Below are 25,235 nucleotides of genomic sequence, written 5' to 3' on the forward strand. Positions count from 1 at the left end.
CCGCGCGCACGGCGCGACCGGCGCCGTCCCCCGAAACCTGAGCCTGAACAAGGGGGCCGAGCGCCCGGATGCTGTACCTTCTCTCGGACCTGAGCAGCAGCTTCACGCCGCTCAACGTGTTCCGCTACATCACCTTCCGCACCGGCGGCGCGCTGTTCACGGCGGGCCTGTTCGTGTTCTGGTTCGGGCCCTGGATCATCTCGCTGCTGCGGATCCGTCAGGGCAAGGGGCAGCCGATCCGCGAGGACGGGCCGCAGACCCACCTGCTGACCAAGCGGGGCACGCCGACCATGGGCGGCCTCATGATCCTGGCCGGCGCCGTCGTGGCGATCCTGCTCTGGGCGAACCCGCGCAACCACTACGTCTGGGTGACGCTGACCGTCACCCTCGGCTTCGGGGCCATCGGCTTCTACGACGATTACCTCAAGGTCACGAAGCAGTCGCACAAGGGCTTCTCGGGCAAGTTCCGCCTCGCCCTGGAGGCGGTGATCGCGATGGCGGCCTGCGTGACCATCGCGGTCTACTCGCCAGCCGCGCTCCAGAACCAGCTCGCCTTCCCGGTGTTCAAGGACGCGCTTCTGAATCTCGGCTGGTTCTACCCGCTGTTCGGCGCCTTCGTGATCGTCGGGGCGGGCAATTCCGTGAACATGACCGACGGCCTCGACGGCCTCGCGATCGTGCCGGTGATGATCGCCTGCGGCACGTTCGGCTTCATCGCGTACCTCGTCGGCAATTCGTTCACCGCCAGCTATCTGCAGGTGAACTACGTCCGCGACACGGGCGAGCTCGCCGTGGTCTGCGGCGCGGTCATCGGCGCAGGCCTCGGCTTCCTCTGGTTCAACGCGCCGCCGGCCCAGATCTTCATGGGCGACACCGGCTCCCTGGCGCTGGGCGGCCTGCTGGGCTCCATCGCGGTGGCGACGAAGCACGAGATCGTCCTGGCGATCGTCGGCGGCCTGTTCGTGCTGGAGATGATGTCGGTGATCATCCAGGTCGCGTCGTTCAAGCTGACGGGCAAGCGCGTCTTCCGCATGGCGCCGATCCACCACCATTTCGAGCAGAAGGGCTGGAAGGAGCCGCAGGTCGTGATCCGCTTCTGGATCATCGCGGTGATCCTGGCGATGGCCGGTCTGGCGACGCTGAAGCTGCGCTGAGAAATTGTGCTAGAGGGCGATCTGAGAGGTCGATCCGATCCTCGCCCCCATCCTGAGGCGCGGCCGCGGAGCGGGCGCCTCGAAGGAGGCTCCCGGCCAGCCGCGCGATCCCTGGAGCCCGCCTTCGGGGAACGCCGCCGCGGGCACCTCGGGATGACGGGCGCGGTCGGATCGGCCGGGTTCGGCCGCCGCATCCAGAGTTCCGCATGACACCCGTCACCGTCTTCCAGGACAAGACCGTCGCCCTGTTCGGACTCGGGGGCTCGGGGCTCGCCACGGCGCTGGCGCTGAAGGCGGGTGGCGCGGCCGTGCAGGCCTGGGACGACAATGCCGACAGCCTCGCCCGCGCGCGGGAGGCCGGCATCGAGACGCGGGACCTGCGCGCGGCCGACTGGTCCGCGTTCGCCGCCTTCGTGCTGAGCCCGGGCGTGCCGCTGACCCATCCCGAGCCGCACTGGAGCGTCCGGCTCGCCCGGGACGCCGGCGTCGCCATCGTCGGCGACATCGAGCTGTTCTGCCGGGAGCGGCGGGCGCAGGCGCCGGGGGCGCCGTTCGTGGCGATCACCGGGACCAACGGCAAGTCGACCACCACGGCGCTGATCGCCCACGTGCTCGCGCAGGCGGGCCGCGACGTCCAGATGGGCGGCAACATCGGGACCGCCATCCTGTCGCTGGAGCCGCCGGCCGCCGGCCGAGTCCACGTGATCGAGATGTCGTCGTTCCAGATCGACCTGACGCCGAGCCTCGACCCGAGCGTCGGCGTGCTGATGAACATCACGCCGGACCATCTCGACCGGCACGGCACGATGGAGCAGTACGCGGCCATCAAGGAGCGCCTGGTCCAGGGCGCCGGCCTGGCGGTGGTCGGCGTCGACGACGCCCCGAGCCGCGCCATCGCGGATCGCCGCGGCGCCGACCTCGTGCGCGTCCACGTGCCCCACGGCGACGTGCTGTGCACCGACGCGCTGACGGTGCGCGACGGGATCGTCCGGGAGCCGGACGGGACGGCCCTCGCCGACGTCAACGGGATCGGCTCGCTCCGGGGAGCGCACAACTGGCAGAACGCCGCGGTGGCGGTCACCGTGGCGCGGGCCCTCGACCTGTCGCCGGAGCAGATCCAGGCCGGGCTGAGCTCGTTCCCGGGCCTGCCGCACCGGATGGAGGAGGTCGGTCGGCGCGGCCACGTGCTGTTCGTCAACGATTCCAAGGCGACGAACGCGGATTCCACCGAGAAGGCCCTCACCGCCTTCCGCGACATCCACTGGATCCTCGGCGGCAAGGCCAAGGAGGGCGGGATCTTCCCGCTGGTGCCGTATTTCGAGCGGGTCGCCCACGCCTACCTGATCGGCGCGGCCTCCGACGCCTTCGCGGCGACCCTGGAGGGCGCCGTGCCTTACACGCGCTGCGAGACCCTCGAGAACGCCGTCCCGAAGGCCGCCGAGAACGCCGCCGCCTCGGGTGCGCCGGAGCCGGTGGTGCTGCTGTCGCCGGCCTGCGCGTCCTACGACCAGTTCCGGAACTTCGAGATCCGCGGCGACCGGTTCCGCGAACTGGTGCAGGCGCTGCCCTGAGGCAGCGCCGGCCTCAGCGCGCCAGAACCTTGGCGGCGTCGCGGGTGGTGTCGACCGCCTGCGAGACGTTGGCCACCGACTGGACGATCGCCCCGATATTGCCGGTGATCTCCGTGACGGCGCCGGCGGCGCTCTGCATGCTCTCGGCGAGATCCCGGGTCACGGCGCTCTGCTCCTCGATGGCGGCCGCGGTGGCGACCACGGTCTCGCGCATCACCGAGACCGAGGACCCGATCGAGCTGAGAGCCTCTACGACCTCCTGCGAGACGCGCTGCACGCTGGCGATCTCGCCGTTGATCTGACCGGTGGCGCGCGCCGCCTGGTCGGCCAGCGCCTTCACCTCCGAGGCGACGACCGCGAAGCCGCGGCCCGCCGCGCCAGCGCGGGCGGCCTCGATGGTGGCGTTCAGCGCCAGCAGGTTGATCTGGCCGGCGATGTCCTGGATCAGGCCGACGATGCCGGTCATGGCGGTGGCGGTCTCGGCGAGCCGCTTCGTGTGGCCGTCAGCGTCCTGGACGCAGGCATAGGCGGTGTCGGTGGCGCTCTGGGAGCGCACGATGCTCTGGGACATCTCGGCCACCGAGGCGGCGAGTTCCTCGGCCGCCGCCGCGACGGTCTGGACGTTGCCGGAGGTCGAGTCGGCCGCCGAGGAGGCGAGCGAGGCCGCCGTGGTCGAGTGCGTCACCGCCCGCTCGATCTCGCCGAAATTCTGATCGATGAGGGTCCGCAGGTTGGCGAACAGCCGGACCTGATCGCTGATGTCGGTGGCGAACTTCACCACCTTGTAGGGCCGGCCCGCGGCATCGAGGATCGGATTGTAGGACGCCTGGATCCAGACCTCGCGCCCGTCCTTGCCGATCCGGCGGAACTGCGCCGCCTGATAGGTGCCGTTCCGAAGGGCCGCCCAGAAGGCCCGGTAGGCCTCGCTCTCGCGGTAGGCAGGCTCCACGAACAGGCTGTGATGCTGCCCGATCACCTCGGCGCGGCTGTAGCCCATCGCGGCGAGGAAATTGTCGTTCACCGCGATCACCGTGCCGTCGAGGTCGAAGGCGATGACCGCCTGCACCTTGTCGATCGCGGCGATCTGCCCGGCGCGGTCGGCCTCCTCGGTCCGCTGCTGCGTGATGTCGGTGGCGAACTTCACCACCTTGTAGGGCCGGCCGCGGACGTCGAGCATCGGGTTGTAGGACGCCTGGATCCAGATCGACCGGCCGCCCCGGCCGACCCGCTGGAACTGGCCGGACTCGAAGCCGCCGGAGCGCAGGCGCTCCCAGAACGCCCGGTATTCCGGCGCGTCCCGCTGGGCCGGTTCCATGAACATGCTGTGGTGCTGGCCGACGATCTCCGGCAGCGCGTACCCGACCACGTCGAGGAAGTTTTGGTTCGCCGACAGGATCCGTCCCGCCAGGTCGAACTCGATCACGCCCTGGACCCGGTCGAGGGCCGCCAGCTTGGCATGCGCTTCACGGACATTCAGGGCAGAGAACATGGCGCGTCGGCTTCCGCTGGGCGGACCGGGCGCGGGGCACCGCGACCCGCCGGGGGGATACATCCGGAAGTTGCAGTAGGAAGATTAACATGGAGTGTCTTTTTACCAGTATTGCGGCGGCCAAATACAGCATTCCAGCGGCCTCCAGACGTGCGGCCGACGCGCGCCGACGCGCCGGCCATAAGGCTCCGTTTACCATTCCTGCCGAGGATCCCGTCCGACCCGCGCGGATCGGCATCCGCGCGGCCTGGAGTCGTTGCCCGGCATGATGTCACGCGCGGAACGCACCCCCCTGACGGACTGGTGGTGGACCGTGGACCGCGGTCTGCTGGCGGCGCTGTTCGCGCTGATGGTCGCGGGCCTCGTCTTCCTGATGGGCGGCGGCCCGCCGGTGGCCGAGCGGATCGGCCTGCCGACTTTCTACTTCCTCAACCGGCAGGCGATGTACCTCGCGCCGACCATCCTGCTGATCTGCGCGGTCTCGTTCCTGTCGCTGCGCGGCATCCGGCGGCTCGCGCTGGTCACCTGGATCTGCGGCGTCGCCCTGTGCCTGCTCGCCGGCAAGTTCGGGCCCGAGATCAAGGGCGCGCACCGCTGGATCCAGTTCGGCTCCTTCGGCCTGCAGCCCTCGGAATTCGTGAAGCCGGCCTTCGTGGTCGTCGCCGCCTGGGCCTTCTCGGAGGGCGCCCAGCGCCGCGACATGCCGGGCGGCATCCTGGCGCTGCTGCTCCTGCCGATCACCATCGTGCCGCTGCTGCTCCAGCCCGATTTCGGCCAGACCATGCTGATTACCATGGTGTGGTGCGCGCTGTTCTTCGTGGCCGGCCTCCACCTGATCTGGGTGGCCGTCCTCGGCGTGCTGGGCCTCGGGGGTGTGTTCGCTGCCTACCTGTTCTTCCACCACGTGCGCGAGCGCTTCAACAAGTTCCTCGACCGGGATTCCGGTGGCGGCTTCCAGGACTTCTGGTCGCGCGAATCGTTCCGCTCGGGCGGCTGGTTCGGCACCGGGCCGGGGGAGGGCGTGGCCAAGCGCCACCTGCCGGACGCGCATACCGACTTCATCTTCTCGGTCACCGGCGAGGAGTTCGGCGTGATCGTCTGCCTCTGCCTCGTGGCCCTGTTCGCCTTCATCGTGCTGCGCGGACTCAAGCTCGCGCGGCGCACCGACGACACCTTCTCGCGGCTGGCGATCACCGGCCTGACCACGCTGTTCGGTCTGCAGGCCTGCATCAACATGGCGGTGAACACGCAGCTGATGCCCGCCAAGGGCATGACGCTGCCGTTCGTCTCGTACGGCGGCTCCTCGCTGATCTCGCTGGCGCTCGGCACCGGCTTCCTCGTCGCCCTGACCCGCAAGCGGCCCCGCACCGTCATGCTCAGCCAGAAGCCCCCCGGCACCGCGCCCGCCACCGTCGCCGGGGTGATGCGGTGACCGTCTTCACGCCCACGATCCTGCTCTGCGCGGGCGGCACCGGCGGCCACCTGTTCCCGGCCGAGAGCCTCGCCCACGCGCTGCGGGCCCGCGGCATCCGGGTGGCGCTCGCCACCGACGCCCGGGTCGATTCCATCGCGTCCGAGTTCCCGGCCTCCGAGGTGGTGACCATCGCCTCGGCGACGCCGTCCGGCCGCTCGCCGCTGAAGCGGGCAAGCGCCGTGCTGACGCTCGGCCGCGGGTTCGGCGTCGCGGCGAAGGAGATCCGGCGGATCAATCCGGCCGCCATCGTCGGCTTCGGCGGCTACCCGACCGTGCCGCCGGTGCTGGCCGGCCAGATCCTGCGCGTGCCGACGATCCTGCACGAGCAGAACGCCGTGATGGGTCGGGCCAACGCCTTCCTGGCGCGGGGCGCGCGCACCATCGCCACCGGCTTCGAGGTCGTGCGCGGCGTGCCCGACAAGGCCCGCGCGCCGCGGATCCACACCGGCAACCCGCTCCGCCCGGCGGTGATCGAGGCGGCCAGGGTCCCGTTTCCGCCCTTCGGTAACGACGACGCCCTGCGGCTCCTGGTGTTCGGCGGCAGCCAGGGCGCCCGGGTCATGGGCGAGGTCGTGCCGGAGGCGATCGCCCGCCTGCCGGACGCGCTGCGCGCCCGCCTGCACCTCGTCCAGCAGGTCCGCCCCGAGGACCTGACGGCGGTGCAGAACCGCTACCTCGCCATGGGGCTCGCCGGGATCGAGGCGGCGCCGTTCTTCAAGGACCTGCCCGCGCGGATGGCCGCGAGCCACCTCGTGGTCGCGCGCTCGGGCGCCTCGACGGTCTCGGAACTCGCCGCGATCGGCCGCCCGGCGATCCTCGTGCCCCTGCCCGGCTCGCTCGACCAGGACCAGGCCGCCAACGCCGCGACCCTCGACGCGATCGGCGCGGCGCTCGCGGTGAAGCAGTCGGATTTCACGCCGGACCGCCTCGCCGCGGAGCTGACCGCCTGCTTCGAGACGCCGGCAAAATTGACCGCGGCGGCCGATGCGGCCAGAAGCGCGGGCATCCACGACGCCGCCGAGCGGCTGGCCGAGGTCGTCGTCGAGACGGCCGCCCGCACCTGATTTCTTGAGGGATTCCGCACCGGCGGTCCCGCCACCAGACGGTTCGACCCATGAAGCTGCCCGACAAGCTCGGCCCCATCCACTTCATCGGCATCGGCGGCATCGGCATGTCCGGCATCGCCGAGGTCATGCACAATCTCGGCTACACGGTGCAGGGCTCGGACGCCTCCGACAACGCCAACGTCCGCCGTCTCGCCGAGAAGGGCATGCGCACCTTCGTGGGCCACGATGCCAAGAACGTCGAGGAGGCGGCCCTCGTCGTCGTCTCGACCGCGATCCGCCGCGACAACCCCGAGCTGCAGGCCGCCCGCGAGCGGCGTCTGCCGGTGGTGCGCCGGGCCGAGATGCTGGCCGAGCTGATGCGCTTCAAGTCCTGCGTGGCGATCGCCGGCACGCACGGGAAGACCACGACCACGTCGCTCGTCGCCACCCTGCTCGACGCCGGCAACCTCGACCCGACCGTGATCAACGGCGGCATCATCAACGCCTACGGGACCAACGCCCGCATGGGTGCCGGCGAGTGGATGGTGGTCGAGGCCGACGAGTCGGACGGCACCTTCCTGAAGCTGCCGGCGGACGTGGCGATCGTCACCAACATCGACCCCGAGCACCTCGACCATTTCGGCTCGTTCGACGCGATCAAGGACGCGTTCCGGCGCTTCATCGACAACATTCCGTTCTACGGCTTCGCGGTGATGTGCATCGACCACCCGGTGGTGCAGGACCTCGTCGGCCACATCGAGGACCGGCGGATCATCACCTACGGCGAGAATCCGCAGGCCGACGTGCGCCTGATCGACGTGGACCTGCGCGGCGGCCAGAGCCGCTTCCGGGTGATGATCCGCGACCGTCGGCCCGGCTACCGGATGGAGATGGAGGATCTCGTCCTGCCGATGCCCGGCAAGCACAACGCGCTCAACGCCACCGCGGCGCTCGCCGTCGCGCACGAGCTCGGCGTGAAGCCGGACGCGATCCGCCAGGCGCTCGCCGGGTTCGGCGGCGTGAAGCGGCGGTTCACCCGCACCGGCGAGTGGAACGGCGCGACGATCTTCGACGATTACGGACACCATCCGGTGGAGATCAAGGCGGTGCTCAAGGCCGCCCGCGCCTCGACCGAGCACGGGGTGATCGCCGTGGTGCAGCCGCACCGCTACACCCGGCTGCAATCGCTGTTCGACGATTTCTGCACCTGCTTCAACGATGCCGACACGGTCATCGTGGCGCCGGTCTACGCGGCCGGCGAGCAGCCGATCGAGGGCTTCGACCGCGACAGCCTCGTGGCCGGCCTGCGCTCCCGCGGTCACCGCGACGCCCGGGCCCTGGAGCGGCCGGAGGAACTCGCCGGGATCATCGCGGAGCTCGCCAAATCCGGCGACTACGTGGTCTGCCTCGGCGCCGGCACGATCACCCAGTGGGCCTACGCCCTCCCGGACGAACTCGCCGCGCGGGGACGGTAGGCGCGGTGCGTCAGCCCGCCCCGGGAGGCCTCTCGGGTCGTCGGCACCGTCGACCGTCCACTGCGGGCTGCGCTCTGAGGATGAACCCGGCGGTGACTCTCCGGACCCCGGCCTCGCAGCGCCCGCTGCCACCCCGATGCGACGACACCAGGATCGCCGCATCCCTCTCCCCGCGGGCGGGGCGAGGGGAGACACACAGATGACCGCCTCTCTGCACGATCGCATCCGGGCCGCCGCGCCCGACCTCCGCGGGCGCCTGCTCGCCGACCAGCCGCTCGCCGACCTCACTTGGTTCCGGGTCGGCGGACCGGCCGAGGTGCTGTTCACCCCGGCCGACGAGGAGGATCTCGCCCGCCTCCTCGCATCCCTCGATCCGGACGTGCCGGTCACGGTGATCGGGCTCGGCTCGAACCTGATCGTTCGGGACGGCGGCGTGCCGGGCGTGGTCGTGCGCCTCGGCGGCAAGGCCTTCGGCAGCGTCGCGATCGACGGCGACACCCTGACCGTCGGCACCGCGGTCCCGGACATGCGCCTCGCCAAGGCGGCGGCCGAGGCCGGGCTCGACGGGCTCGCCTTCTACCGCGGCATCCCGGGCTCGATCGGCGGCGCGCTGCGCATGAACGCGGGCGCGCATGGCGGCGAGACCACCGACGTGCTGGTGGAAGCCCGCGGGGTCGACCGGACGGGCGCGTCGCGCACCTTCAGCCACGCCGCCATGGGGTTCTCCTACCGGCACGCGGACGCGCCCGAGGACGTGATCTTCACGCGCGCCCTCTTCCGCGGCCGGCCCGGCGACCGCGTCGCCATCGAGGCCGAGATGGAGCGGGTCACGGCCGCCCGCGAGGCCGCGCAGCCGATCCGCGAGCGGACCGGCGGCTCGACCTTCGCCAACCCGGACGGCGGCAAGGCGTGGCAGCTCGTCGACGCCGCCGGCTGCCGCGGGCTGAGGCGGGGCGGCGCCCAGGTCAGCGAGATGCACTGCAACTTCCTGATCAATACCGGAACTGCGACCGCGGCCGACATCGAGGGGCTCGGCGAGGAGGTCCGCCGCCGCGTCCGGGAAACCAGCGGGGTCGAGCTGCGCTGGGAGATCCGGCGCATCGGCCGGCCCGCCGGCACGATGTGAGAGCGATGTTCGGGACGCGCCGACGCGGCCGAGACACGGTGCTCGGTCGTCACCGCGGCCGTTCGCACGTTCAGATCCTGATTGAAGCCGACCTATTCGAGGTGCCCTGATGTCCAAGCACGTCGCCGTCCTGCTGGGCGGCACCTCCGCCGAGCGCGAGGTCTCCCTCAGTTCCGGCAAGGCCTGCGCCGACGCGCTCGAAGGCGAGGGCTACCGGGTGACCCGGGTCGATGTCGGCCCCGACATCGCGGCCGTCCTGACGGCGCTCCGGCCGGACGTGGCCTTCAACGCGCTCCACGGGCCGGACGGCGAGGACGGCACCATCCAGGGCCTGCTGGAGATCCTGAAGATCCCCTACACCCATTCCGGCGTCCTCGCCTCGGCGCTCGCCATGAACAAGGAGCGGGCCAAGACCGTCATGCGCGCCGCCGGCGTCGACGTGCCCGAGGGCCGGATCGTTAACCGTCGTGAGGCCGCCAGGACACACCCGCTGCCGCCACCCTACGTCGTGAAACCGATCGCCGAAGGCTCATCGGTGGGTGTGATCATCGTGCGCGACGGCCGCTCGCACCCGCCCCAGATCCTCGCCTCGGAGGAGTGGACGTTCGGCGAGCAAGTCCTTGCGGAACCTTACATTGCTGGCCGCGAACTCACCTGCGGCGTGATGGGCGACAAGGCCCTCGGGGTGATCGAGGTGAAGGCCGCCACGGGGGATTGGTACGATTACGACGCCAAGTACGCCCCCGGGGGCTCGGTTCACGTGCTCCCGGCCGAACTTAAACCAAATGTTTACCAGCGTGTCCAAGAACTGTCGTTAACGGCGCATCAAGCACTGGGCTGTCGGGGCGTCAGCCGTGCCGACCTTCGCTACGACGACACACCGGGTGGAACCGGTCTGCTCGTGGTGCTGGAGGTCAACACGCAACCCGGCATGACCCAGACGAGCCTTGTGCCGGAGATGGCGGCCCACGCGGGCCTGAGTTTCGGTGAGCTCGTCCGATGGATGGTGGAGGACGCTTCCCTGAATCGCTGAGCGGCGACGCCGCCGGCCGGAGCGGTCCCGCGCGCCTCGTCGGCGCGGTCCTGGGCCGGCTCGCCGGCCGCGCCACGTCCCGGTCGCTCTCGGTTCGTCGGGCCCGCCCGAGTCAGCGCCTGAGCGAGCGCCTGCCCCGCGGCGCCGGAATCGTGGCGGTCTCCGTCTCGGCCGCCGCCGTGGCGCTCGCCGGTTTCGTGGCGAGCGGCCGCTACGACGCCTTCGTGGCCGAGCAGGGCCGCCCCCTCGACATCGCCGCGCGCGTCGCCGGCTTCGGCGTCGAGCGCGTCACGATCTCGGGCATCTCCCGCATGTACGAACGCGAGGTCCTGGCGGCCGCCGGGATCGACTGGCGCTCCTCGGTTCCCTTCCTCGACGTCAACGACGTGCGCGAGCGGCTGCTCCGCGTGCCGCTCATCGCGCAGGCCTCGGTCCGGAAGATCTATCCCAACGAGATCGCCATCACCCAGGTGGAGCGCGAGCCCGCGGCCCTCTGGCAGAGGAACGGCGAGATCAGCGTGATCGCCGCCGACGGCACCGTCATCGACGCGATGCGCGACGACCGTTACGCCAGCCTGCCCCTGGTGGTCGGCGAGGACGCCAACACCAAGCTTCCGGAATACCTCGCGCTCATCGCCGCCGCCGGGCCCCTCGCCGAGCGGATCAAGGCCGGCACCTACGTGTCCGGCCGGCGCTGGACCCTCAAGTTCGACGGCATCGACGTGCGCCTGCCCGAGCTCGATCCGGCCGCGGCGCTCGCCCGCCTCGTGCGGTTCGAGCGCGAGGCCGGCCTGCTCGAGAAGGACATCATCGCGGTGGACCTGCGCATGCCGGACCGCCTGGTGGTGCGCCTGACCGAGGAGGCCGCCGCCGCCCGCGCGGAAGCCCAGAAGGCGAAGAAGAAGGGCGCGGCCAGCTGATGACCTCGACCACGATCTCCGCCCGTCCCGCATCCCGCGCCCGGTAGCGTCAATGCACAGCCAACACGGCCTCACGCCGCGCTTGAAGCCGCTCTCCGCCCGGCGCTCGACCACCCTCTCGGTGCTCGACATCGGCACGAGCAAGGTGGTCTGCCTCATCGCCGAGCTGCAACCCGCCGAGGCGCTCACGACGCTCCGCGGCCGCACGCACCTCGCGCGCATCATCGGCATCGGCCACCAGCGCTCCCTGGGCCTCAAGGGCGGCGCCATCGTCGATCTCGCCGCGGCCGAGAGCGCGATCCGGCAGGCGGTGCACGCCGCCGAGCGGATGGCCAAGGTCGAGGTCCAGTCGGTCATCGTCAACATGTCGGGCGGTCGGCTCGCCTCGCAGCATTTCCAGGCGCGGGTGAATGTCCGCTCGGGCACCGTCACGGGCAGCGATGTCGAGCGGGTGCTCGAGACCGCCAGCGCCCACGGCGTCAGCCCCGGCCGGGCCGTGCTGCACGCGCTGCCCACCGGCTACGCCCTGGACGGGCAGGGCGCCGTCATCGACCCGTCGGGCATGATCGGCGAGGCGCTCAGCGTCGACCTGCACGTCGTCACCAGCGAGCTCGCGGCCGCCCGCAACGTCATGCTGGCGGTCGAGCACTGCCACCTCGGCGTCGAGGCGGTGATCGCCACGCCCTACGCGGCCGGCCTCTCGGCGCTGGTCGACGACGAGGCCGAGATGGGGGTCTGCGTCGTCGACATGGGCGGCGGCACGACCAGCGTCGGCGTGTTCTCCGGCGGCCACCTCGTCCACGTGGACGCCCTGGCGGTCGGTGGCCACCACGTCACCATGGACATCGCCCGCGGCCTCTCGACCCGCATGGCGGCGGCCGAGCGGCTGAAGACCCTCTACGGCTCGGCCCTCTCCACCCCCTCCGACGACCGCGACATGATCGCCGTCCACGGCGTCGGCGAGGACGAGGGCGAGGCGCCGGCCCACATCCCGCGCTCACAGCTCGTGCGGATCATCAAGCCGCGCGTCGAGGAGGTGGTCGAGCTGGTCCGCGACCGCCTGCGGGACGCGGGCTTCGCCGCCCAGGCCGGGCGCCGCGTCGTCCTCACCGGCGGCGCCAGCCAGCTCGTCGGTCTGCCCGAGGTCGCCCGCCGCGTCCTCCAGGGTCAGGTGCGGATCGGTCGGCCCCTCGGCATCCGGGGCCTGCCGGAAGCCGCCAAGGGGCCGGCCTTCTCGGCGGCGGTCGGCCTGCTCGTCTACCCGCAGGTGGCCCATGCCGAGCATTTCGAGCCGCGCGGACACGGCGCCTTCGCGGCGACCGGGACCGACAACTACCTGAACCGGGTCGGCCGCTGGCTCCGGGACAGCTTCTAGGTTTCACGCCCGCCCGCTCGGGGGGGATCGAAGGGAATCCGGCGCCCAGGCGTCGCACGGACAGCACAGTTAGCGAGAGGCTCGACACCATGGCCATCACCCTCCAGGCGCCGGACATCCGGGAACTCAAGCCCCGCATCACCGTCTTCGGCGTCGGTGGCGCCGGCGGCAACGCCGTCAACAACATGATCGAGTCGGGCCTGCTGGGCTGCGAGTTCGTCGTCGCCAACACCGACGCGCAGGCGCTCACCTCGTCGAAGGCCGAGCGGGTGATCCAGATGGGCCTGGGCGTCACCCAGGGCCTCGGCGCCGGCTCGCACCCGGAGGTCGGCTCGGCCGCCGCCGACGAGGTGATCGACGAGATCCGCGACCAGCTCTCCGGCGCCCACATGTGCTTCATCACCGCCGGCATGGGCGGCGGCACCGGCACCGGCGCCGCGCCGGTCATCGCCCGCGCGGCCCGCGACATGGGCATCCTGACAGTCGGCGTCGTGACCAAGCCGTTCCAGTTCGAGGGCATGCGCCGCATGCGGACCGCCGAGTCCGGCATCCAGGAGCTTCAGGCCGCGGTCGACACCCTGATCGTGATCCCGAACCAGAACCTGTTCCGGGTCGCCAACGAGAAGACCACCTTCGCGGACGCCTTCGCGATGGCCGACCAGGTGCTCTACTCGGGCGTCGCCTGCATCACCGACCTGATGGTGAAGGAGGGCCTCATCAACCTCGACTTCGCCGACGTCCGGGCGATCATGCGCGGCATGGGCAAGGCCATGATGGGCACCGGCGAGGCGTCCGGCGAGAAGCGCGCCAACCGCGCCGCCGAGGCCGCCATCGCCAACCCGCTCCTCGACGACGTCTCGATGAAGGGCGCCCGCGGCCTGCTGATCTCGATCACGGGCGGCTCCGACCTGACCCTGTACGAGCTCGACGAGGCCGCGACCCGCATCCGCGAGGAGGTCGATCAGGACGCCAACATCATTCTGGGCGCCACCTTCGACGAGAGCCTGGACGGCATCATCCGCGTGTCGGTGGTCGCCACCGGCATCGAGCCGGCCCTGATCTCGGCGAACTCGCCCAACAACCCGGCCATCGCCGAGACCGAGCAGCGCATCGCCGAGGTTGCCGAGCGCCTGCGCGCCGAGGCCCGCTCGCGCGCCGCCTCCCCGGTGCCGAGCATCCGCACCGAGTCGGTCGCCCCGGCGCCGATCCCCGGCCCCCGCACCGCAGCGCGTCGAGGCGGCGCCCGCCGTCGAGGCCGGTCCGTTCGTGCCGCCGCGTCCGGCCGCCCCGACGGGCACGCCGCTCGCCCGCGCCCCGCGCATGCCGCAGATCCACGAGCTGCCGCCGATCGCCCAGACGCAGATCATGGCGAACCGCGCTGCGGAGGAGGCCGCTCCGGAATCCAAGCGGACCTCGCTGCTGCGCCGGCTCGCGACGGTGGGCTTCGGCGGACGCCGCGAGGACATGGACGGCGCCCCGGCAGCTCGGCCGGCCTCGCCCGCGGCCCCGCAGCCGCATATGGCCCAGCCGCACATGGCCCAGCCGCACATGGCCCAGCCGCACATGGCCCAGCACCACATGGCGCAGCCCCACATGGCGCAGCCCCACGTGCCGCCGGCCCCGCGCGCTCCGGCCGCGCCCGCGGTCCCGCAGTACCGCCCGGCCCAGGGCAACCTCGACGGGCAGGGCCGGGTCGCCCCGCAGTCGCGGATGATGGACGACGATCAGCTCGAGATCCCGGCCTTCCTCCGCCGTCAGGCGAACTGACCGGTTCAGGTCTCCGACACGGCCCGGGGCTGGCGGGAAACCGCCGGCCCCTTCGCGCTGCAGCAAAGCAACTCATGGTTGTCGCGGCCGGGAATAAGGCTCGCCGAGACGGTGCGCCGACGCGCGCGAGCCTGTGCGCATGGTGCATCCGCGCCACAGAACGGCCGCGGGTTAGTCACGTATTAACCAACCTTTAAGCCTTTGGTGGAGCAGCGCTTTGCGGTGACGAAGCGCTAAGCGTGTCTGTAACAGACCGTAAGAATCCGTGATTTGGCTGCCCTGTGCGGCGCAGCTATAGAAACCATGTGATCGAGACGACACGCAGCAGGACACAACCTGATCGCGTGGGCTAGGGCATCAAGCAGCGGACGGATCAGTCAGTTTCTCCTCACTCCCGTCGGGGTGTCGGGATCTGGTCGCGCCCGGGGGCTAAGGAATGCGAACGCATAAACAGACGACCCTCAAAGGGCCGGCGACTCTCTCGGGGATCGGAGTTCACTCCGGCAACCCCGCCGAGATCACGATCCGACCCGCTCCGGCCAATCACGGCATCGCCTTCCTCCGCACCGGTACCACCCACGGCAACGACCGCCTGATCAAGGCGCATCACGCCCTCGTCTCCGCCACCGAACTCTGCACTGTCCTGGGTGACGTCGAGACCGGCGCCGTCGCCACCGTCGAGCACCTGATGTCCGCCCTGTACGGCCTGGGCGTCGACAACGCTCTGGTCGAGATCGACGGCCCGGAGATGCCGATCCTCGACGGGTCCGCGCTCCCCTTCGTCCAGGCGATCGACCAGATCGGGATCGCCGCCTGCGACACGCCGCGCCGCTGGCTCAAGATCCTCCGCCACGTCCGCATCGAGGCCGGGACATCCTTCGCGGAGCTGCGCCCGATCGACCGCGGTTTCCGCCTCGACGTCGAGATCGATTTCGAGAGCCCGGTGATCGGCCGCTCCCGCAGGGCGATGGACCTGTCGCCCGCCACCTACCGCCGCGAGATCGCCGGCGCCCGCACCTTCGGGATGATGCGGGACGTGGAGCGCTACTGGAAGGCCGGCTTCGCCCTGGGCGCTTCCCTGGAGAACACCGTGGCGGTCGGCGAGACCGCGGTGGTCAATCCCGAGGGCCTGCGCTTCCAGGACGAGTTCGTCCGCCACAAGATCCTCGACGCCATCGGCGACCTCGCCCTGGCCGGTCTGCCGATCCAGGGTGCCTACCGCTCCTATTGCGGCGGCCACCGGATGAATGTCGGCGTGCTGTCCGCCCTCTTCGCCGACCGGGCGAACTACGCCATCGTGGAGGCGCAGGGCTCGCGCCGCGAGACCGTGCTGTCCGAACTCGGCGTCGGCCTCGGCATCGCCGCCTTCGCGGGCGACCTCTAGCCCCCCCTGTGACTGGCGGGACACAGCCCGCAACCGATCCTGGCCGCCGCAGCCTTGCCGCTTTCGTGCCCGAATCGAACGGCAGGGTTTAACGGTCCGTGAACGGCGGGCACGGCCCGGGGCGGGCCGGATCCACCCACGCGATGGCATGACGGCGCGAGACGGCGCCGGTTCCGGGAAAGAGCGCCAGATGCCTGTCACCATTCGTCATCGCCGGGCAGCGGCCTTCGCGATGCCCTTCGTGGCCGTCCTCGGCCTGGGCCTCGGCGGCTGCGATTTCGACCCGACCAGCATCTTCGCCGAGAAGTACAAGCCCGAGGTCGTGCCGGACGTTCCGGCCGACAAGCTGTACAGCGACGGTCTGGCGAAGCTCGAGGACAGCGACTACGAGGGCGCGGTCAAGAAATTCGACAGTCTGGACAAGCAGTACCAGTATTCCGAATGGTCCCGGAAGGCGCTGCTGATGACGGCCTACGCCAATTACGAGGGCCAGAAGTACGACGACGCGATCAGTGCCTCGAAGCGCTACTTGCAGCGCCACCCGGCCAGCAAGGACGCCGCCTACGCGCAGTACCTGATGGCGATGTCGAACTATAAGCAGATCCCGGACGTCACCCGCGATCAGGAACGCTCCGAGAAGGCGCTCGTCGCCCTGCAGGAACTGGTCCAGAAGTACCCGACGTCGGAATACGCCGCGGACGCGAAGGCCAAGATCCAGATCACCCGCGATCAGCTCGCCGGCAAGGAGATGGAGATCGGCCGCTTCTACCTCGAGAAGCGCAATTTTCCGGCGGCGATCAACCGCTTCCGCGACGTGGTCGCCAAGTATCAGACCACCCGGCACGCCGAGGAGGCCCTCGAGCGCCTGACCGAGGCCTACTGGGCGCTCGGCATCACCCAGGAGGCGCAGAACGCCGCCGCGGTGCTCGGCCACAACTTCCCGGAAAGCCCGTGGTACAAGGACGCCCACGCCCTGCTGGCGCAGGGTGGCCTCGAGCCCCGCGAGGAGAAGACCTCGTTCCTCTCGAAGATCTACCGCACGGTGACAGGCAAGACCGCCTCGGCGGAGTAGGCGTCGAGGCCCGCTTCGGGCCGTCCCGAGAATCGTCGAGGCCCGGAGCCGCCGCTTCGGGCCTTTCCCGTTGCGGCGCCCGTTGCGGCACACCGCCTGAGCGGTGCGACGCATTTTTGGGGTGAATCCGCGCCGCAGCGGCCTTATGTCTGCGGTCCCATCCTGAGGAATCCCCGTCGCCGCATGCTGGCGCAGCTCGCGATCCGCGACATCGTCCTGATCGACAGGCTCGAACTGAATTTCCGATCGGGACTCAGCGTCCTGACCGGCGAGACGGGCGCGGGCAAATCGATCCTTCTCGACGCCTTCGCCCTGGCGCTCGGCGGCCGCGGCGACGGCCGTCTGGTCCGCCACGGCGAGGCGCAGGGCGCGGTCACGGCCGTGTTCGATCTGCCCCCCGATCATCCGGCGCGCCGGATCGCGGCCGAGGCCGAGATCGACACCGAGGGCGACCTGATCCTGCGCCGGACCCAGATGGCGGACGGCCGGACGCGGGCCTTCGTCAACGACCAGCCGGTGGGCGTGCAGGTCCTGCGGGCGATCGGCGCGGCCCTCGTGGAGATCCACGGCCAGCACGACGACCGGGCCCTGGCCGATCCCGCCTCGCACCGGGCGATCCTCGACGCCTTCGGGGGGCTCCAGACCCAGCTCACCAAGGTCGCCGCCGCGTCGCGGACCGTGCGGACGGCCCGCACCGCGCTCGCCGAGCACCGCGCCCGCGTGGAGGCGGCCCGCAAGGAGTCCGACTTCCTCCGCCACGCCGTGGAGGAGCTCGCGACCCTGGCGCCGCTGCCGGGCGAGGAGGCCCAGCTCGCCGAGCGCCGCACGATCATGCAGCAATCCGAGAAGGTCGCGCGCGAGCTCAACGAGGCGCTCGAGGCCGTCGGCGGTCCCCATTCCGGCGTGCCGCACCTGTCGGCCGCCCTGCGCAAGCTGGAGCGGCGCGCCGCGCAGCTGCCGGCCCTGGTGGACCCGTGCGTGAACGCCCTCGACGCCGCGATGGTCGCCCTCGACGAAGCCCGCGCAGTCCTCGAGGCGGCCGTGGCCGAGACCGAGTTCGACCCCCGCGACCTGGAGCGCGTCGAGGAGCGGCTCTTCGCGCTGCGCGCCGCGTCCCGCAAGTACGACGTTCCGGCCGACGATCTCGCGGCCCTGGCGGAGCGCTACGCGGGCGATGTCGCGGCGATCGATGCCGGCGAGGCGGCTCTGGCCGGGCTGGAGCAGGCGCTCGCGACGGCCGAGGCCACCTACGCGGAGGCGGCCGAGAAGCTCAGCGCCGGGCGGCGCCGGGCGGCCAAGCAGCTCGACGCCGCCGTCAAGGCCGAGCTGCCGCCGCTCAAGCTGGAGCGGGCGCGCTTCATCACCGAGATCGCCACCGATCCCGAATCCCGCGATCCCGCCGGCACCGACCGGGTCGAGTTCTGGGCCCAGACCAATCCCGGGACGAAGCCCGGCCCGATGATGAAGGTCGCCTCCGGCGGCGAGCTGTCGCGCTTCATGCTGGCGCTGAAGGTGGTGCTGGCCGACAAGGGCTCGGCCCCGACGCTCATCTTCGACGAGATCGACACCGGCGTGGGCGGCGCGGTGGCGGACGCCATCGGGATGCGCCTCGCCCGGCTCGCCGCGACCGTGCAGGTGGTCGCGGTGACGCACGCGCCCCAGGTCGCCGCCCGGGCCGAGACGCATTTCCTGATCGCTAAGGCGCCCGTGAAGGGGGCCGGCCGCGTCGCCACGCGGGTGGCGAGCCTGCCGGTCGCCGAGCGACGGGAGGAGATCGCCCGGATGCTGGCGGGCGCCACCGTCACCGACGAGGCCCGGGCGGCCGCGGCGCGGCTCCTCCAGGGCGCCGACGCGTGAGCGGGCGACAACCTTAACCGTTGGTTGAAGGTAACGATCCGTTAACCATTCCTCGCGAGAGTGCTTCCATCCCGGTACCGCGGCAGGCTTGGGCGGTCGAAGGGCGGGAGGAGCCATGAAGCCGTCAGTCGTCGAGTCCGATGGGTCTCTGCCTGCGGGACAGCCCCTGAAGCGGGCGGTCGACACCCGCCAGCTCGGCCTCACGCTCCGCACGGTCTATGAGGGCAGCGTCGACACGCAGCCGATCACCGACACGCATGTCGAGCTGCTCCTGCGCCTGCGCCAGAAGGAGCGGGAGCTGCGCCGGGCGGTCTGACCCGGCAGCGCCGCCGCTACCAGCGGCGCGCGCCCGGCCGCCGGCGATACTCGGCCGCGCGAATCAGCGTCAGCACGCGGTCGAGGCTCACCAGCAGCTCCGCCTCCTCGACGCGGGCCGCCGCGGCCGCGTCCGGGTCGGGGCTGAATTTCTGCCGGGCCTGCGCCAGCGCGAGCGCCCGCTCCACGGCTTCCCGCTCGGCGTGCAGGGCCAGCCAGGCCGGATCGGATTCCGTCGCCGCATCCACCTCGTCGCCGCCCACGATTCGCGCGTCCTTCTGCTACGCACTGCTGCTCCTGGCGGAGAGGAACGCGCGAGAGCCCGGAACCGTGCCGCGCCCGGGCCGGCCGCGCTGTCGTGCGACGTGTCATCCCGGTGTCATCTACTTGTCGTAACCGCCCGGCCATCGGGCGGCCGGCGCTGGGTCTCTTCGGAAGATCGGCCGCAGAGCTCTGCCGCGGGCACGGGCTCGCCGGCGGAGCAGCGCAGGCTCTAGCCCGACGGCAACGGAGATTCCTTTGAGACCCTTCGCTTACGCGCTCGCCGTCGGCCTCGCGACGGTTCAGCTGGCGTCCGCGGCGCTCGCCGCCGATATCACCGGCGCCGGAGCCACCTTCCCCTTCCCGGTCTACTCCAAGTGGGCCGAGGCCTACCGCAAGGAGACCGGCTCGGGCCTCAACTACCAGTCGATCGGCTCCGGCGGCGGCATCAAGCAGATCCAGGCCAAGACGGTCGATTTCGGTGCCACCGACGCGCCCCTGAAGCCCGAGCAGCTGACGAAGGACGGCCTCGTCCAGTTCCCGACCGTGATGGGCGGCGTCGTGCCGGTGGTGAACATCCCGGGGATCGAGCCGGGCAAGCTCAAGCTCACCGGCGACGTGCTGGCCGACATCTACGCCGGCAAGATCGCGAAGTGGAGCGACCCGCGCATCGCCAAGCTCAATGACGGGCTGAAGCTCCCCGACGCCAACATCACCCCGGTCTACCGCTCCGACGCGTCGGGCACGACCAACATCTTCACCACCTACCTGTCGCAGGTCTCCGAGCCCTGGAAGAAGGAGTACGGCGCGGCCACGACGATCTCCTGGCCGGTCGGTCAGGGCGGCAAGGGCAACGAGGGCGTGACCGCCACCGTGAAGCAGGTTCCGAACGCGATCGGCTACGTCGAGTCGGCCTACGCCAAGCAGAACAAGCTCTCCTACGCCCTGCTGCAGAACAAGGCCGGCAAATACCCGCAGCCCGACGACAAGGCGTTCCAGGCCGCGGCGGCGAGCGCCGACTGGAAGGCGACCCCGGGCTTCGGCATCTCGCTGACCAACCAGCCGGGCGAGGAGGCGTGGCCGATCACGGCGGCGACCTTCATCCTGGTCCACAAGGACGCCGCCGACCCGGCCAAGTCCGCCGCGGTGCTCAAGTTCTTCGACTGGGCCTACAAGAACGGCGACACGCTCGCCACCGCCCTCGACTACGTCCCCCTGCCGGACAACGTCGTCGAGCTGATCCACCAGGAGTGGAAAGACGTGAAGGGCAAGGACGGCAAGCCTGTCCTCAACATGTGAGCGTGGCCGGGAGGAGGTGAGAACCTCCTCCCTCGCTTCCGGGAACGCACCGCGCTACCACGCCCCCCTTCGCAGAGAACCGCGGATGCCCGCTTTGACCGAATCGATCGCCCTCGGCCGAACCCGTTCCGCGACCGCGCGGAAGGCGCCGAGCCGGAGCCTCGACACGCTGTTCCGGACCTGCTCGTACGCCGCGGCCCTGCTGGTGCTGCTCGTGCTCGCCGGCATCCTCGGCTCGATCCTGTACGGCGGCTGGCCCGCCTTCCGCGAGTTCGGCTTCGGCTTCCTGACCTCCAGCGCCTGGAACGTCGGGACCGAGCAGTACGGCGCCCTGGTCGCGGTGATCGGGACCGTCGCCTCCGCCTTCCTGGCCCTGCTGATCGGCGTGCCCGTCTCGCTGGGCATCGCGGTGTACCTCACCCAGCTCTGCCCGGGCTGGGCCCGCAAGCCGGTCGCCATGACGATCGAGCTGCTCGCCGCCGTGCCGAGCATCATCTACGGCATGTGGGGCCTGTTCGTGTTCGCGCCGCTCCTCGCGCGCTACATCCAGATCCCGGTCTCGAACCTCGTGGAGGGCATGCCGATCGTCGGCACGCTGTTCTACGCCCGGGTGCCGTCGGGCGTCGGCGTGTTCACGGCCGGGATCATCCTGGCGATCATGATCGTGCCGTTCATCGCCTCGATCGCCCGGGACATGCTCGACCAGATCCCGACCGTGCTGCGCGAGAGCGCCTACGGCATCGGCTGCACCACCTGGGAGGTCGTGCGCCACGTCCTCGTTCCGCAGGCGGCGGTCTCGATCATCGGCGCGATCATGCTCGGCCTCGGCCGGGCGCTCGGCGAGACGATGGCGGTGACCTTCGTGGTCGGCAACGCCAACCGCCTCTCGGCCTCGATCTTCGACCCGAGCTCGACCATCGCGTCGCGGATCGCCAACGAGTTCAACGAGGCGGACGGCCTCCAGCTGAACGCGCTGATGGCGCTCGGCTGCATCCTGTTCGTGATCACCTTCGTGGTGCTCATCATCGCCCGGCTGCTGACGCGCCGCGTCCAGGCCGCCTGAGGAGCACGCGCGATGGTTTCCTCCAGCACGATCGCCGCGCCCGCCCAGCGCCGCCCCGGCCGCGTCCGACAGGGACGCCGCGTCGCCGACCGGACCCTGCGCGTCGCCTGCACCGCCGCGACGGTGGTGGGCGCCCTGGTCCTCGGTTCGATCCTGGTGATGCTGATCGTCCAGGGCGTGCGCGGCTTCACGCCGACCCTGTTCACCAACCCGACCCCGGGCCCCGGCTCCGAGGGCGGCGGCATCGCCAACGCCATCCTGGGCAGCCTCATTCTGACCGGGATCGGCATCCTGATCGCGACGCCGGTCGGCGTCATGGCCGGGACCTTCCTGGCCGAGTACGGGCGCGGCTCGAAGCTGGCCGCCCTGATCCGCTTCCTCAACGACGTCCTGCTCTCGGCGCCGTCGATCCTCATCGGCCTGTTCGTCTACACGCTGATGGTGCGGCCGATGGGCACCTACTCGGGCTGGGCCGGCGGCGTGGCGCTGGCGATCATCGCCGTGCCGGTGATCGTGCGCACCACCGAGGACATGCTGCGCCTCGTGCCCGGCACCCTGCGGGAGGCCGGCGCGGCGCTCGGCGCGCCCCCCTCGACGGTGATCATGAGCGTGACTTGGCGGGCGGCCTCGGCCGGCATCGTCACCGGCATCATCCTGGCGCTCGCCCGCATCGCCGGCGAGACCGCGCCGCTGCTGTTCACCGCGCTCAACAACAATTCGTGGTTCTCGGCCAACCTGATGGGCGGCGTCGCGAACCTGCCGGTGATGATCTACCAGTTCGCCCTCTCGCCCTACCCGAACTGGCAGGGCCTCGCCTGGGCGGGCGCGCTCCTGATCACCACCACCATCCTGGCGCTGTCGATCATCGCGCGCCTCGTGATCAAGCCGCAGGCCTCGCGCTGAGCCCCCTTTCGAGGACACGACGATGAACGCCGCCTCCGCGATCCCCACGGTCGAGCTGAACCGCAACCGCGCCGAAGAGGGCGGCCCCGTGCGGATCGCCGTCAAGGACCTGAACTTCTACTACGGCAGCTTCCACGGTCTGAAGGACGTCAACCTCAACTTCCACGACCGGCAGGTGACGGCGCTGATCGGGCCGTCCGGCTGCGGCAAGTCCACCCTGCTGCGCTGCTTCAACCGGATCTACAGCCTCTATCCGGAGCAGCGCGCGGAGGGCGAGATCCTGCTCGACGGCGAGAACATCCTCAGCCCGTCCGTCGACCTGAACGAGCTGCGCTCGCGCATCGGCATGGTGTTCCAGAAGCCGACGCCGTTCCCGATGTCGATCTACGACAACGTGGCCTTCGGCCTGCGCCTCTACGAGAAGCTGCCGAAATCCGAGCTCGACGGCCGGATCGAGGAATCCCTGCGCAAGGCCGCCCTCTGGGACGAGGTGAAGGACAAGCTCCGGCAGCCGGGGACCGGCCTGTCGGGCGGCCAGCAGCAGCGCCTGTGCATCGCCCGGACGGTGGCGCAGCGCCCGGAGGTGATCCTGTTCGACGAGCCGACCTCGGCCCTCGACCCGATCTCCACGGGCCGGATCGAGGAGCTGATCGAGCAGCTGCGCGACGAGTTCACCATCGTGATCGTCACCCACAACATGCAGCAGGCGGCGCGCATCTCGCAGTTCACCGCCTTCATGTATCTGGGGCAGCTCGTCGAGTTCGGTCCGACCAACCGGATGTTCATGAACCCGACGGAACGCCGCACGCAGGACTACATCACCGGCCGCTTCGGCTAGTCTGCCGGGCCGCTCCGGTGCCGGGGCCGCCGCGCGCGTCTCCGGCGCGCCGGCGGGTCCCGCAAGCCGCCCGGAGGGCCGTCCCCGGGACCCCATCGAAGGATCCGCCATGCCCGGCCATATCGTCACCTCCTACGACACCGACCTGGAGAACCTGCGTCGCTCGATCTCGGAGATGGGCGGCGTCGCCGAGAAGATGACCGCGGAGGCGACCGACGCCCTCGTCCGCCGGGACGACACGCTCGCCCAGGCGGTGATCCTCGCCGACAAGCGCCTCGACGCGCTGCAGCGGGACATCGAGGAGCGCGCCGTGCTGCTGATCGCCCGGCGCCAGCCCCTGGCGATCGACCTGCGCGAGACCATCTCGGCGATCCGCGTCTCCGGCGACCTCGAGCGGATCGGCGACCTCGCCAAGAACGTCGCCAAGCGCGTGGTGGCGATCTCCGACCAGGCGCCGGCCCAGAAGATCGTGCTCGGCGTGCGCCACATGAGCGACCTCGCCGAGGGCCAGCTCAAGGACGTGCTCGACGCCTACGCGAGCCGCGACGTCCAGGCGGCCCACGACGTCTGGGAGCGCGACGGCGAGATCGACGCCCTGTACAATTCCCTGTTCCGCGAGCTCCTGACCTACATGATGGAGGATCCGCGCAACATCTCGTTCTGCACGCATCTGCTGTTCTGCGCCAAGAACGTCGAGCGCATCGGCGACCACACCACCAACATCGCCGAGACGATCCACTACCTCGCCACGGGCGAGACCCTGGCGGGCGACCGGCCGAAGAACGACGCGTCGAACTACGCGACGGTGGACGGCGTCCAGGCGCCCTGAGCCCCCCGATCCCGGCTCCCGCGCCTCCCTGTGGGCGCGGCCGGGGCCGGTATCCGTGCAGGTTGAGGCCGGGCGGCGCCTCCTGCACCATCCGCGGGACCGCCGGTAGAACGAGTCGTCGAACGTGAGCATGCAAGTCCTGATCGTCGAGGACGAGGAGGCGCTGACCACGCTGCTGCGCTACAACCTGGAGGCCGAGGGCTTCCTGGTGGATTCCGCGGCGCGCGGCGACGACGCCGAGCTGCTCCTGGCGGAGCGGATCCCGGACCTCGTCCTGCTCGACTGGATGCTGCCGGGCCTCTCGGGGATCGAGCTGTGCCGCCGGATCCGGGCGCGCCGGGAGACCGAGCGGCTGCCGGTGATCATGCTCACCGCCCGGGGCGAGGAGGGCGACCGCGTCCGCGGTCTCGGCACGGGGGCCGACGACTACATCGTCAAGCCGTTCTCGGTCCCGGAGCTGCTCGCCCGGATCCGCGCGCTGCTGCGCCGGGCCAAGCCCGCCCACGTCTCGGACCGGCTGGCGGCGGGCGACCTGGAGCTCGACCGCACCGGCCACCGCGTCCGCCGCGGCGGCGAGGAGCTGCATCTCGGCCCCACGGAGTTCCGGCTCCTCGAGTTCCTGATGCTGGCGCCGGGCCGGGTCTTCTCCCGCGAGCAGCTGCTGGACGGGGTCTGGGGCCACGACGTCTACATCGACGAGCGCACCGTCGACGTCCATGTCGGGCGGCTGCGCAAGGCGCTGAATGGCCCGCGCCAGGCCGACCCGATCCGCACGGTCCGGGGCTCGGGCTACGCCTTCGACGAGACCTTCTCGCTCGAGGCCTGAGGCGGCCTCGCGGGCTGTCGGAGCGCCTCACCGCTCCGGCGTGCCGTCATCGCGGGCGGAGCGAAGCGACCCAGGGCGGCGGGACGCCGGCGCGCGTGGCGCTGCCGGATCGCTTCGCTGCGCTCGCGACGACGGTGTGACGGGCGCGCCGCTATTTA

Annotated in this window: 21 protein-coding genes and 1 pseudogene; 20 read left to right on the forward strand and 2 right to left on the reverse strand. The window is 70.9% G+C overall.

Going from position 1 to position 25,235, the window contains the following annotated elements:
* Positions 1-68: 68 nt before the first annotated feature.
* Positions 69-1,154, forward strand: a complete 1,086-nt coding sequence (mraY, locus tag MMR14E_RS26235; RefSeq protein WP_012319328.1) for a phospho-N-acetylmuramoyl-pentapeptide-transferase — start codon at positions 69-71, stop codon at positions 1,152-1,154.
* Positions 1,155-1,360: 206 nt separating this feature from the next.
* Positions 1,361-2,725 carry a UDP-N-acetylmuramoyl-L-alanine--D-glutamate ligase gene (gene murD, locus MMR14E_RS26240; protein WP_331318331.1) on the forward strand — a complete coding sequence of 455 codons (1,365 nt, stop codon included), beginning with the start codon at positions 1,361-1,363 and terminating at the stop codon, positions 2,723-2,725.
* 13 nt (positions 2,726-2,738) lie between these two features.
* On the opposite strand, the gene MMR14E_RS26245 is transcribed toward murD, so the two are convergent.
* Positions 2,739-4,214 carry a PAS domain-containing methyl-accepting chemotaxis protein gene (locus MMR14E_RS26245; RefSeq protein WP_331318333.1) on the reverse strand — a complete coding sequence of 492 codons (1,476 nt, stop codon included), beginning with the start codon at positions 4,212-4,214 and terminating at the stop codon, positions 2,739-2,741.
* A gap of 265 nt (positions 4,215-4,479) precedes the next feature.
* Here MMR14E_RS26245 and MMR14E_RS26250 point away from each other — a divergent pair, with 265 nt between their 5' ends.
* From MMR14E_RS26250 to MMR14E_RS26305, 12 genes and pseudogenes are all read left to right on the forward strand, one after another.
* Positions 4,480-5,646 carry a putative peptidoglycan glycosyltransferase FtsW gene (locus MMR14E_RS26250; RefSeq protein ID WP_331318335.1) on the forward strand — a complete coding sequence of 389 codons (1,167 nt, stop codon included), beginning with the start codon at positions 4,480-4,482 and terminating at the stop codon, positions 5,644-5,646.
* Positions 5,643-6,752, forward strand: coding sequence for an undecaprenyldiphospho-muramoylpentapeptide beta-N-acetylglucosaminyltransferase (murG, locus tag MMR14E_RS26255; RefSeq protein WP_331318336.1), 1,110 nt, complete (start codon positions 5,643-5,645; stop codon positions 6,750-6,752). The genes MMR14E_RS26250 and murG overlap by 4 nt, the downstream gene beginning before the upstream one ends.
* 50 nt (positions 6,753-6,802) lie before the next feature.
* On the forward strand, positions 6,803-8,209 hold the full coding sequence (gene murC, locus MMR14E_RS26260; protein ID WP_331318337.1) for a UDP-N-acetylmuramate--L-alanine ligase: 1,407 nt from the start codon (positions 6,803-6,805) through the stop codon (positions 8,207-8,209).
* Between the two features lie 199 nt (positions 8,210-8,408).
* On the forward strand, positions 8,409-9,335 hold the full coding sequence (gene murB / locus MMR14E_RS26265; protein WP_331318339.1) for a UDP-N-acetylmuramate dehydrogenase: 927 nt from the start codon (positions 8,409-8,411) through the stop codon (positions 9,333-9,335).
* A 109-nt stretch (positions 9,336-9,444) separates the two neighbouring features.
* On the forward strand, positions 9,445-10,368 hold the full coding sequence (locus MMR14E_RS26270; protein WP_020094130.1) for a D-alanine--D-alanine ligase: 924 nt from the start codon (positions 9,445-9,447) through the stop codon (positions 10,366-10,368).
* Positions 10,335-11,288: a cell division protein FtsQ/DivIB gene (locus tag MMR14E_RS26275; protein ID WP_331318341.1), complete on the forward strand. Its 954-nt coding sequence runs from the start codon at positions 10,335-10,337 to the stop codon at positions 11,286-11,288. The genes MMR14E_RS26270 and MMR14E_RS26275 overlap by 34 nt, the downstream gene beginning before the upstream one ends.
* A 52-nt stretch (positions 11,289-11,340) precedes the next feature.
* Positions 11,341-12,663 carry a cell division protein FtsA gene (gene ftsA / locus MMR14E_RS26280; RefSeq protein WP_012319319.1) on the forward strand — a complete coding sequence of 441 codons (1,323 nt, stop codon included), beginning with the start codon at positions 11,341-11,343 and terminating at the stop codon, positions 12,661-12,663.
* Between the two features lie 89 nt (positions 12,664-12,752).
* Positions 12,753-14,430, forward strand: a pseudogene (gene ftsZ, locus MMR14E_RS26285) (cell division protein FtsZ).
* Between the two features lie 436 nt (positions 14,431-14,866).
* Complete coding sequence (gene lpxC / locus MMR14E_RS26290) at positions 14,867-15,814, forward strand: UDP-3-O-acyl-N-acetylglucosamine deacetylase (RefSeq protein WP_331318343.1); 948 nt, start codon at positions 14,867-14,869, stop codon at positions 15,812-15,814.
* A gap of 190 nt (positions 15,815-16,004) precedes the next feature.
* Positions 16,005-16,886 (forward strand): outer membrane protein assembly factor BamD, encoded by an 882-nt coding sequence (locus MMR14E_RS26295; RefSeq protein ID WP_331318345.1) that lies wholly within the window; start codon positions 16,005-16,007, stop codon positions 16,884-16,886.
* Positions 16,887-17,069: 183 nt separating this feature from the next.
* A complete protein-coding gene (gene recN / locus MMR14E_RS26300; protein ID WP_331318346.1) occupies positions 17,070-18,743 on the forward strand; it encodes a DNA repair protein RecN in 1,674 nt (557 codons plus the stop codon).
* A gap of 115 nt (positions 18,744-18,858) precedes the next feature.
* Entirely contained in the window at positions 18,859-19,059 is a 201-nt protein-coding gene (locus tag MMR14E_RS26305) for a hypothetical protein (RefSeq protein WP_024830024.1), read from the forward strand.
* Between the two features lie 16 nt (positions 19,060-19,075).
* Here the strand turns inward: MMR14E_RS26305 and MMR14E_RS26310 are convergent, their stop codons facing one another.
* Positions 19,076-19,321 (reverse strand): hypothetical protein, encoded by a 246-nt coding sequence (locus MMR14E_RS26310; RefSeq protein ID WP_331318349.1) that lies wholly within the window; start codon positions 19,319-19,321, stop codon positions 19,076-19,078.
* 256 nt (positions 19,322-19,577) lie between these two features.
* Here MMR14E_RS26310 and pstS point away from each other — a divergent pair, with 256 nt between their 5' ends.
* From pstS to phoB, 6 genes are all read left to right on the forward strand, one after another.
* Positions 19,578-20,618 carry a phosphate ABC transporter substrate-binding protein PstS gene (gene pstS / locus MMR14E_RS26315; RefSeq protein WP_331318351.1) on the forward strand — a complete coding sequence of 347 codons (1,041 nt, stop codon included), beginning with the start codon at positions 19,578-19,580 and terminating at the stop codon, positions 20,616-20,618.
* Between the two features lie 85 nt (positions 20,619-20,703).
* Positions 20,704-21,681 (forward strand): phosphate ABC transporter permease subunit PstC, encoded by a 978-nt coding sequence (gene pstC / locus MMR14E_RS26320; RefSeq protein ID WP_331318353.1) that lies wholly within the window; start codon positions 20,704-20,706, stop codon positions 21,679-21,681.
* Positions 21,682-21,693: 12 nt separating this feature from the next.
* Positions 21,694-22,584, forward strand: coding sequence for a phosphate ABC transporter permease PstA (gene pstA, locus MMR14E_RS26325; protein ID WP_331318354.1), 891 nt, complete (start codon positions 21,694-21,696; stop codon positions 22,582-22,584).
* Positions 22,585-22,606: 22 nt separating this feature from the next.
* Entirely contained in the window at positions 22,607-23,422 is an 816-nt protein-coding gene (gene pstB / locus MMR14E_RS26330) for a phosphate ABC transporter ATP-binding protein PstB (protein WP_012319309.1), read from the forward strand.
* A 109-nt stretch (positions 23,423-23,531) separates the two neighbouring features.
* Positions 23,532-24,251, forward strand: a complete 720-nt coding sequence (gene phoU / locus MMR14E_RS26335; RefSeq protein ID WP_192708539.1) for a phosphate signaling complex protein PhoU — start codon at positions 23,532-23,534, stop codon at positions 24,249-24,251.
* A 130-nt stretch (positions 24,252-24,381) separates the two neighbouring features.
* A complete protein-coding gene (gene phoB / locus MMR14E_RS26340; protein ID WP_012319307.1) occupies positions 24,382-25,077 on the forward strand; it encodes a phosphate regulon transcriptional regulator PhoB in 696 nt (231 codons plus the stop codon).
* The last annotated feature ends 158 nt before the right edge of the window (positions 25,078-25,235 follow it).

Origin of the sequence: Methylobacterium mesophilicum (assembly GCF_036441335.1) — a bacterium.
Classification (GTDB): domain Bacteria; phylum Pseudomonadota; class Alphaproteobacteria; order Rhizobiales; family Beijerinckiaceae; genus Methylobacterium; species Methylobacterium mesophilicum_B.

Coding starts and splice junctions, on each gene's coding strand:
- ftsA (WP_012319319.1), top strand. CDS start 11,341: ATGCACAGCCAACACGGCCTCACGCCGCGCTTGAAGCCGCTCTCCGCC.
- mraY (WP_012319328.1), top strand. CDS start 69: ATGCTGTACCTTCTCTCGGACCTGAGCAGCAGCTTCACGCCGCTCAAC.
- lpxC (WP_331318343.1), top strand. CDS start 14,867: ATGCGAACGCATAAACAGACGACCCTCAAAGGGCCGGCGACTCTCTCG.
- murB (WP_331318339.1), top strand. CDS start 8,409: ATGACCGCCTCTCTGCACGATCGCATCCGGGCCGCCGCGCCCGACCTC.
- pstB (WP_012319309.1), top strand. CDS start 22,607: ATGAACGCCGCCTCCGCGATCCCCACGGTCGAGCTGAACCGCAACCGC.
- MMR14E_RS26270 (WP_020094130.1), top strand. CDS start 9,445: ATGTCCAAGCACGTCGCCGTCCTGCTGGGCGGCACCTCCGCCGAGCGC.
- MMR14E_RS26305 (WP_024830024.1), top strand. CDS start 18,859: ATGAAGCCGTCAGTCGTCGAGTCCGATGGGTCTCTGCCTGCGGGACAG.
- MMR14E_RS26250 (WP_331318335.1), top strand. CDS start 4,480: ATGATGTCACGCGCGGAACGCACCCCCCTGACGGACTGGTGGTGGACC.
- MMR14E_RS26275 (WP_331318341.1), top strand. CDS start 10,335: ATGGATGGTGGAGGACGCTTCCCTGAATCGCTGAGCGGCGACGCCGCC.
- MMR14E_RS26245 (WP_331318333.1), bottom strand. CDS start 4,214: ATGTTCTCTGCCCTGAATGTCCGTGAAGCGCATGCCAAGCTGGCGGCC.
- murD (WP_331318331.1), top strand. CDS start 1,361: ATGACACCCGTCACCGTCTTCCAGGACAAGACCGTCGCCCTGTTCGGA.
- phoU (WP_192708539.1), top strand. CDS start 23,532: ATGCCCGGCCATATCGTCACCTCCTACGACACCGACCTGGAGAACCTG.
- phoB (WP_012319307.1), top strand. CDS start 24,382: ATGCAAGTCCTGATCGTCGAGGACGAGGAGGCGCTGACCACGCTGCTG.
- murC (WP_331318337.1), top strand. CDS start 6,803: ATGAAGCTGCCCGACAAGCTCGGCCCCATCCACTTCATCGGCATCGGC.
- recN (WP_331318346.1), top strand. CDS start 17,070: ATGCTGGCGCAGCTCGCGATCCGCGACATCGTCCTGATCGACAGGCTC.
- MMR14E_RS26295 (WP_331318345.1), top strand. CDS start 16,005: ATGCCTGTCACCATTCGTCATCGCCGGGCAGCGGCCTTCGCGATGCCC.
- pstA (WP_331318354.1), top strand. CDS start 21,694: ATGGTTTCCTCCAGCACGATCGCCGCGCCCGCCCAGCGCCGCCCCGGC.
- pstC (WP_331318353.1), top strand. CDS start 20,704: ATGCCCGCTTTGACCGAATCGATCGCCCTCGGCCGAACCCGTTCCGCG.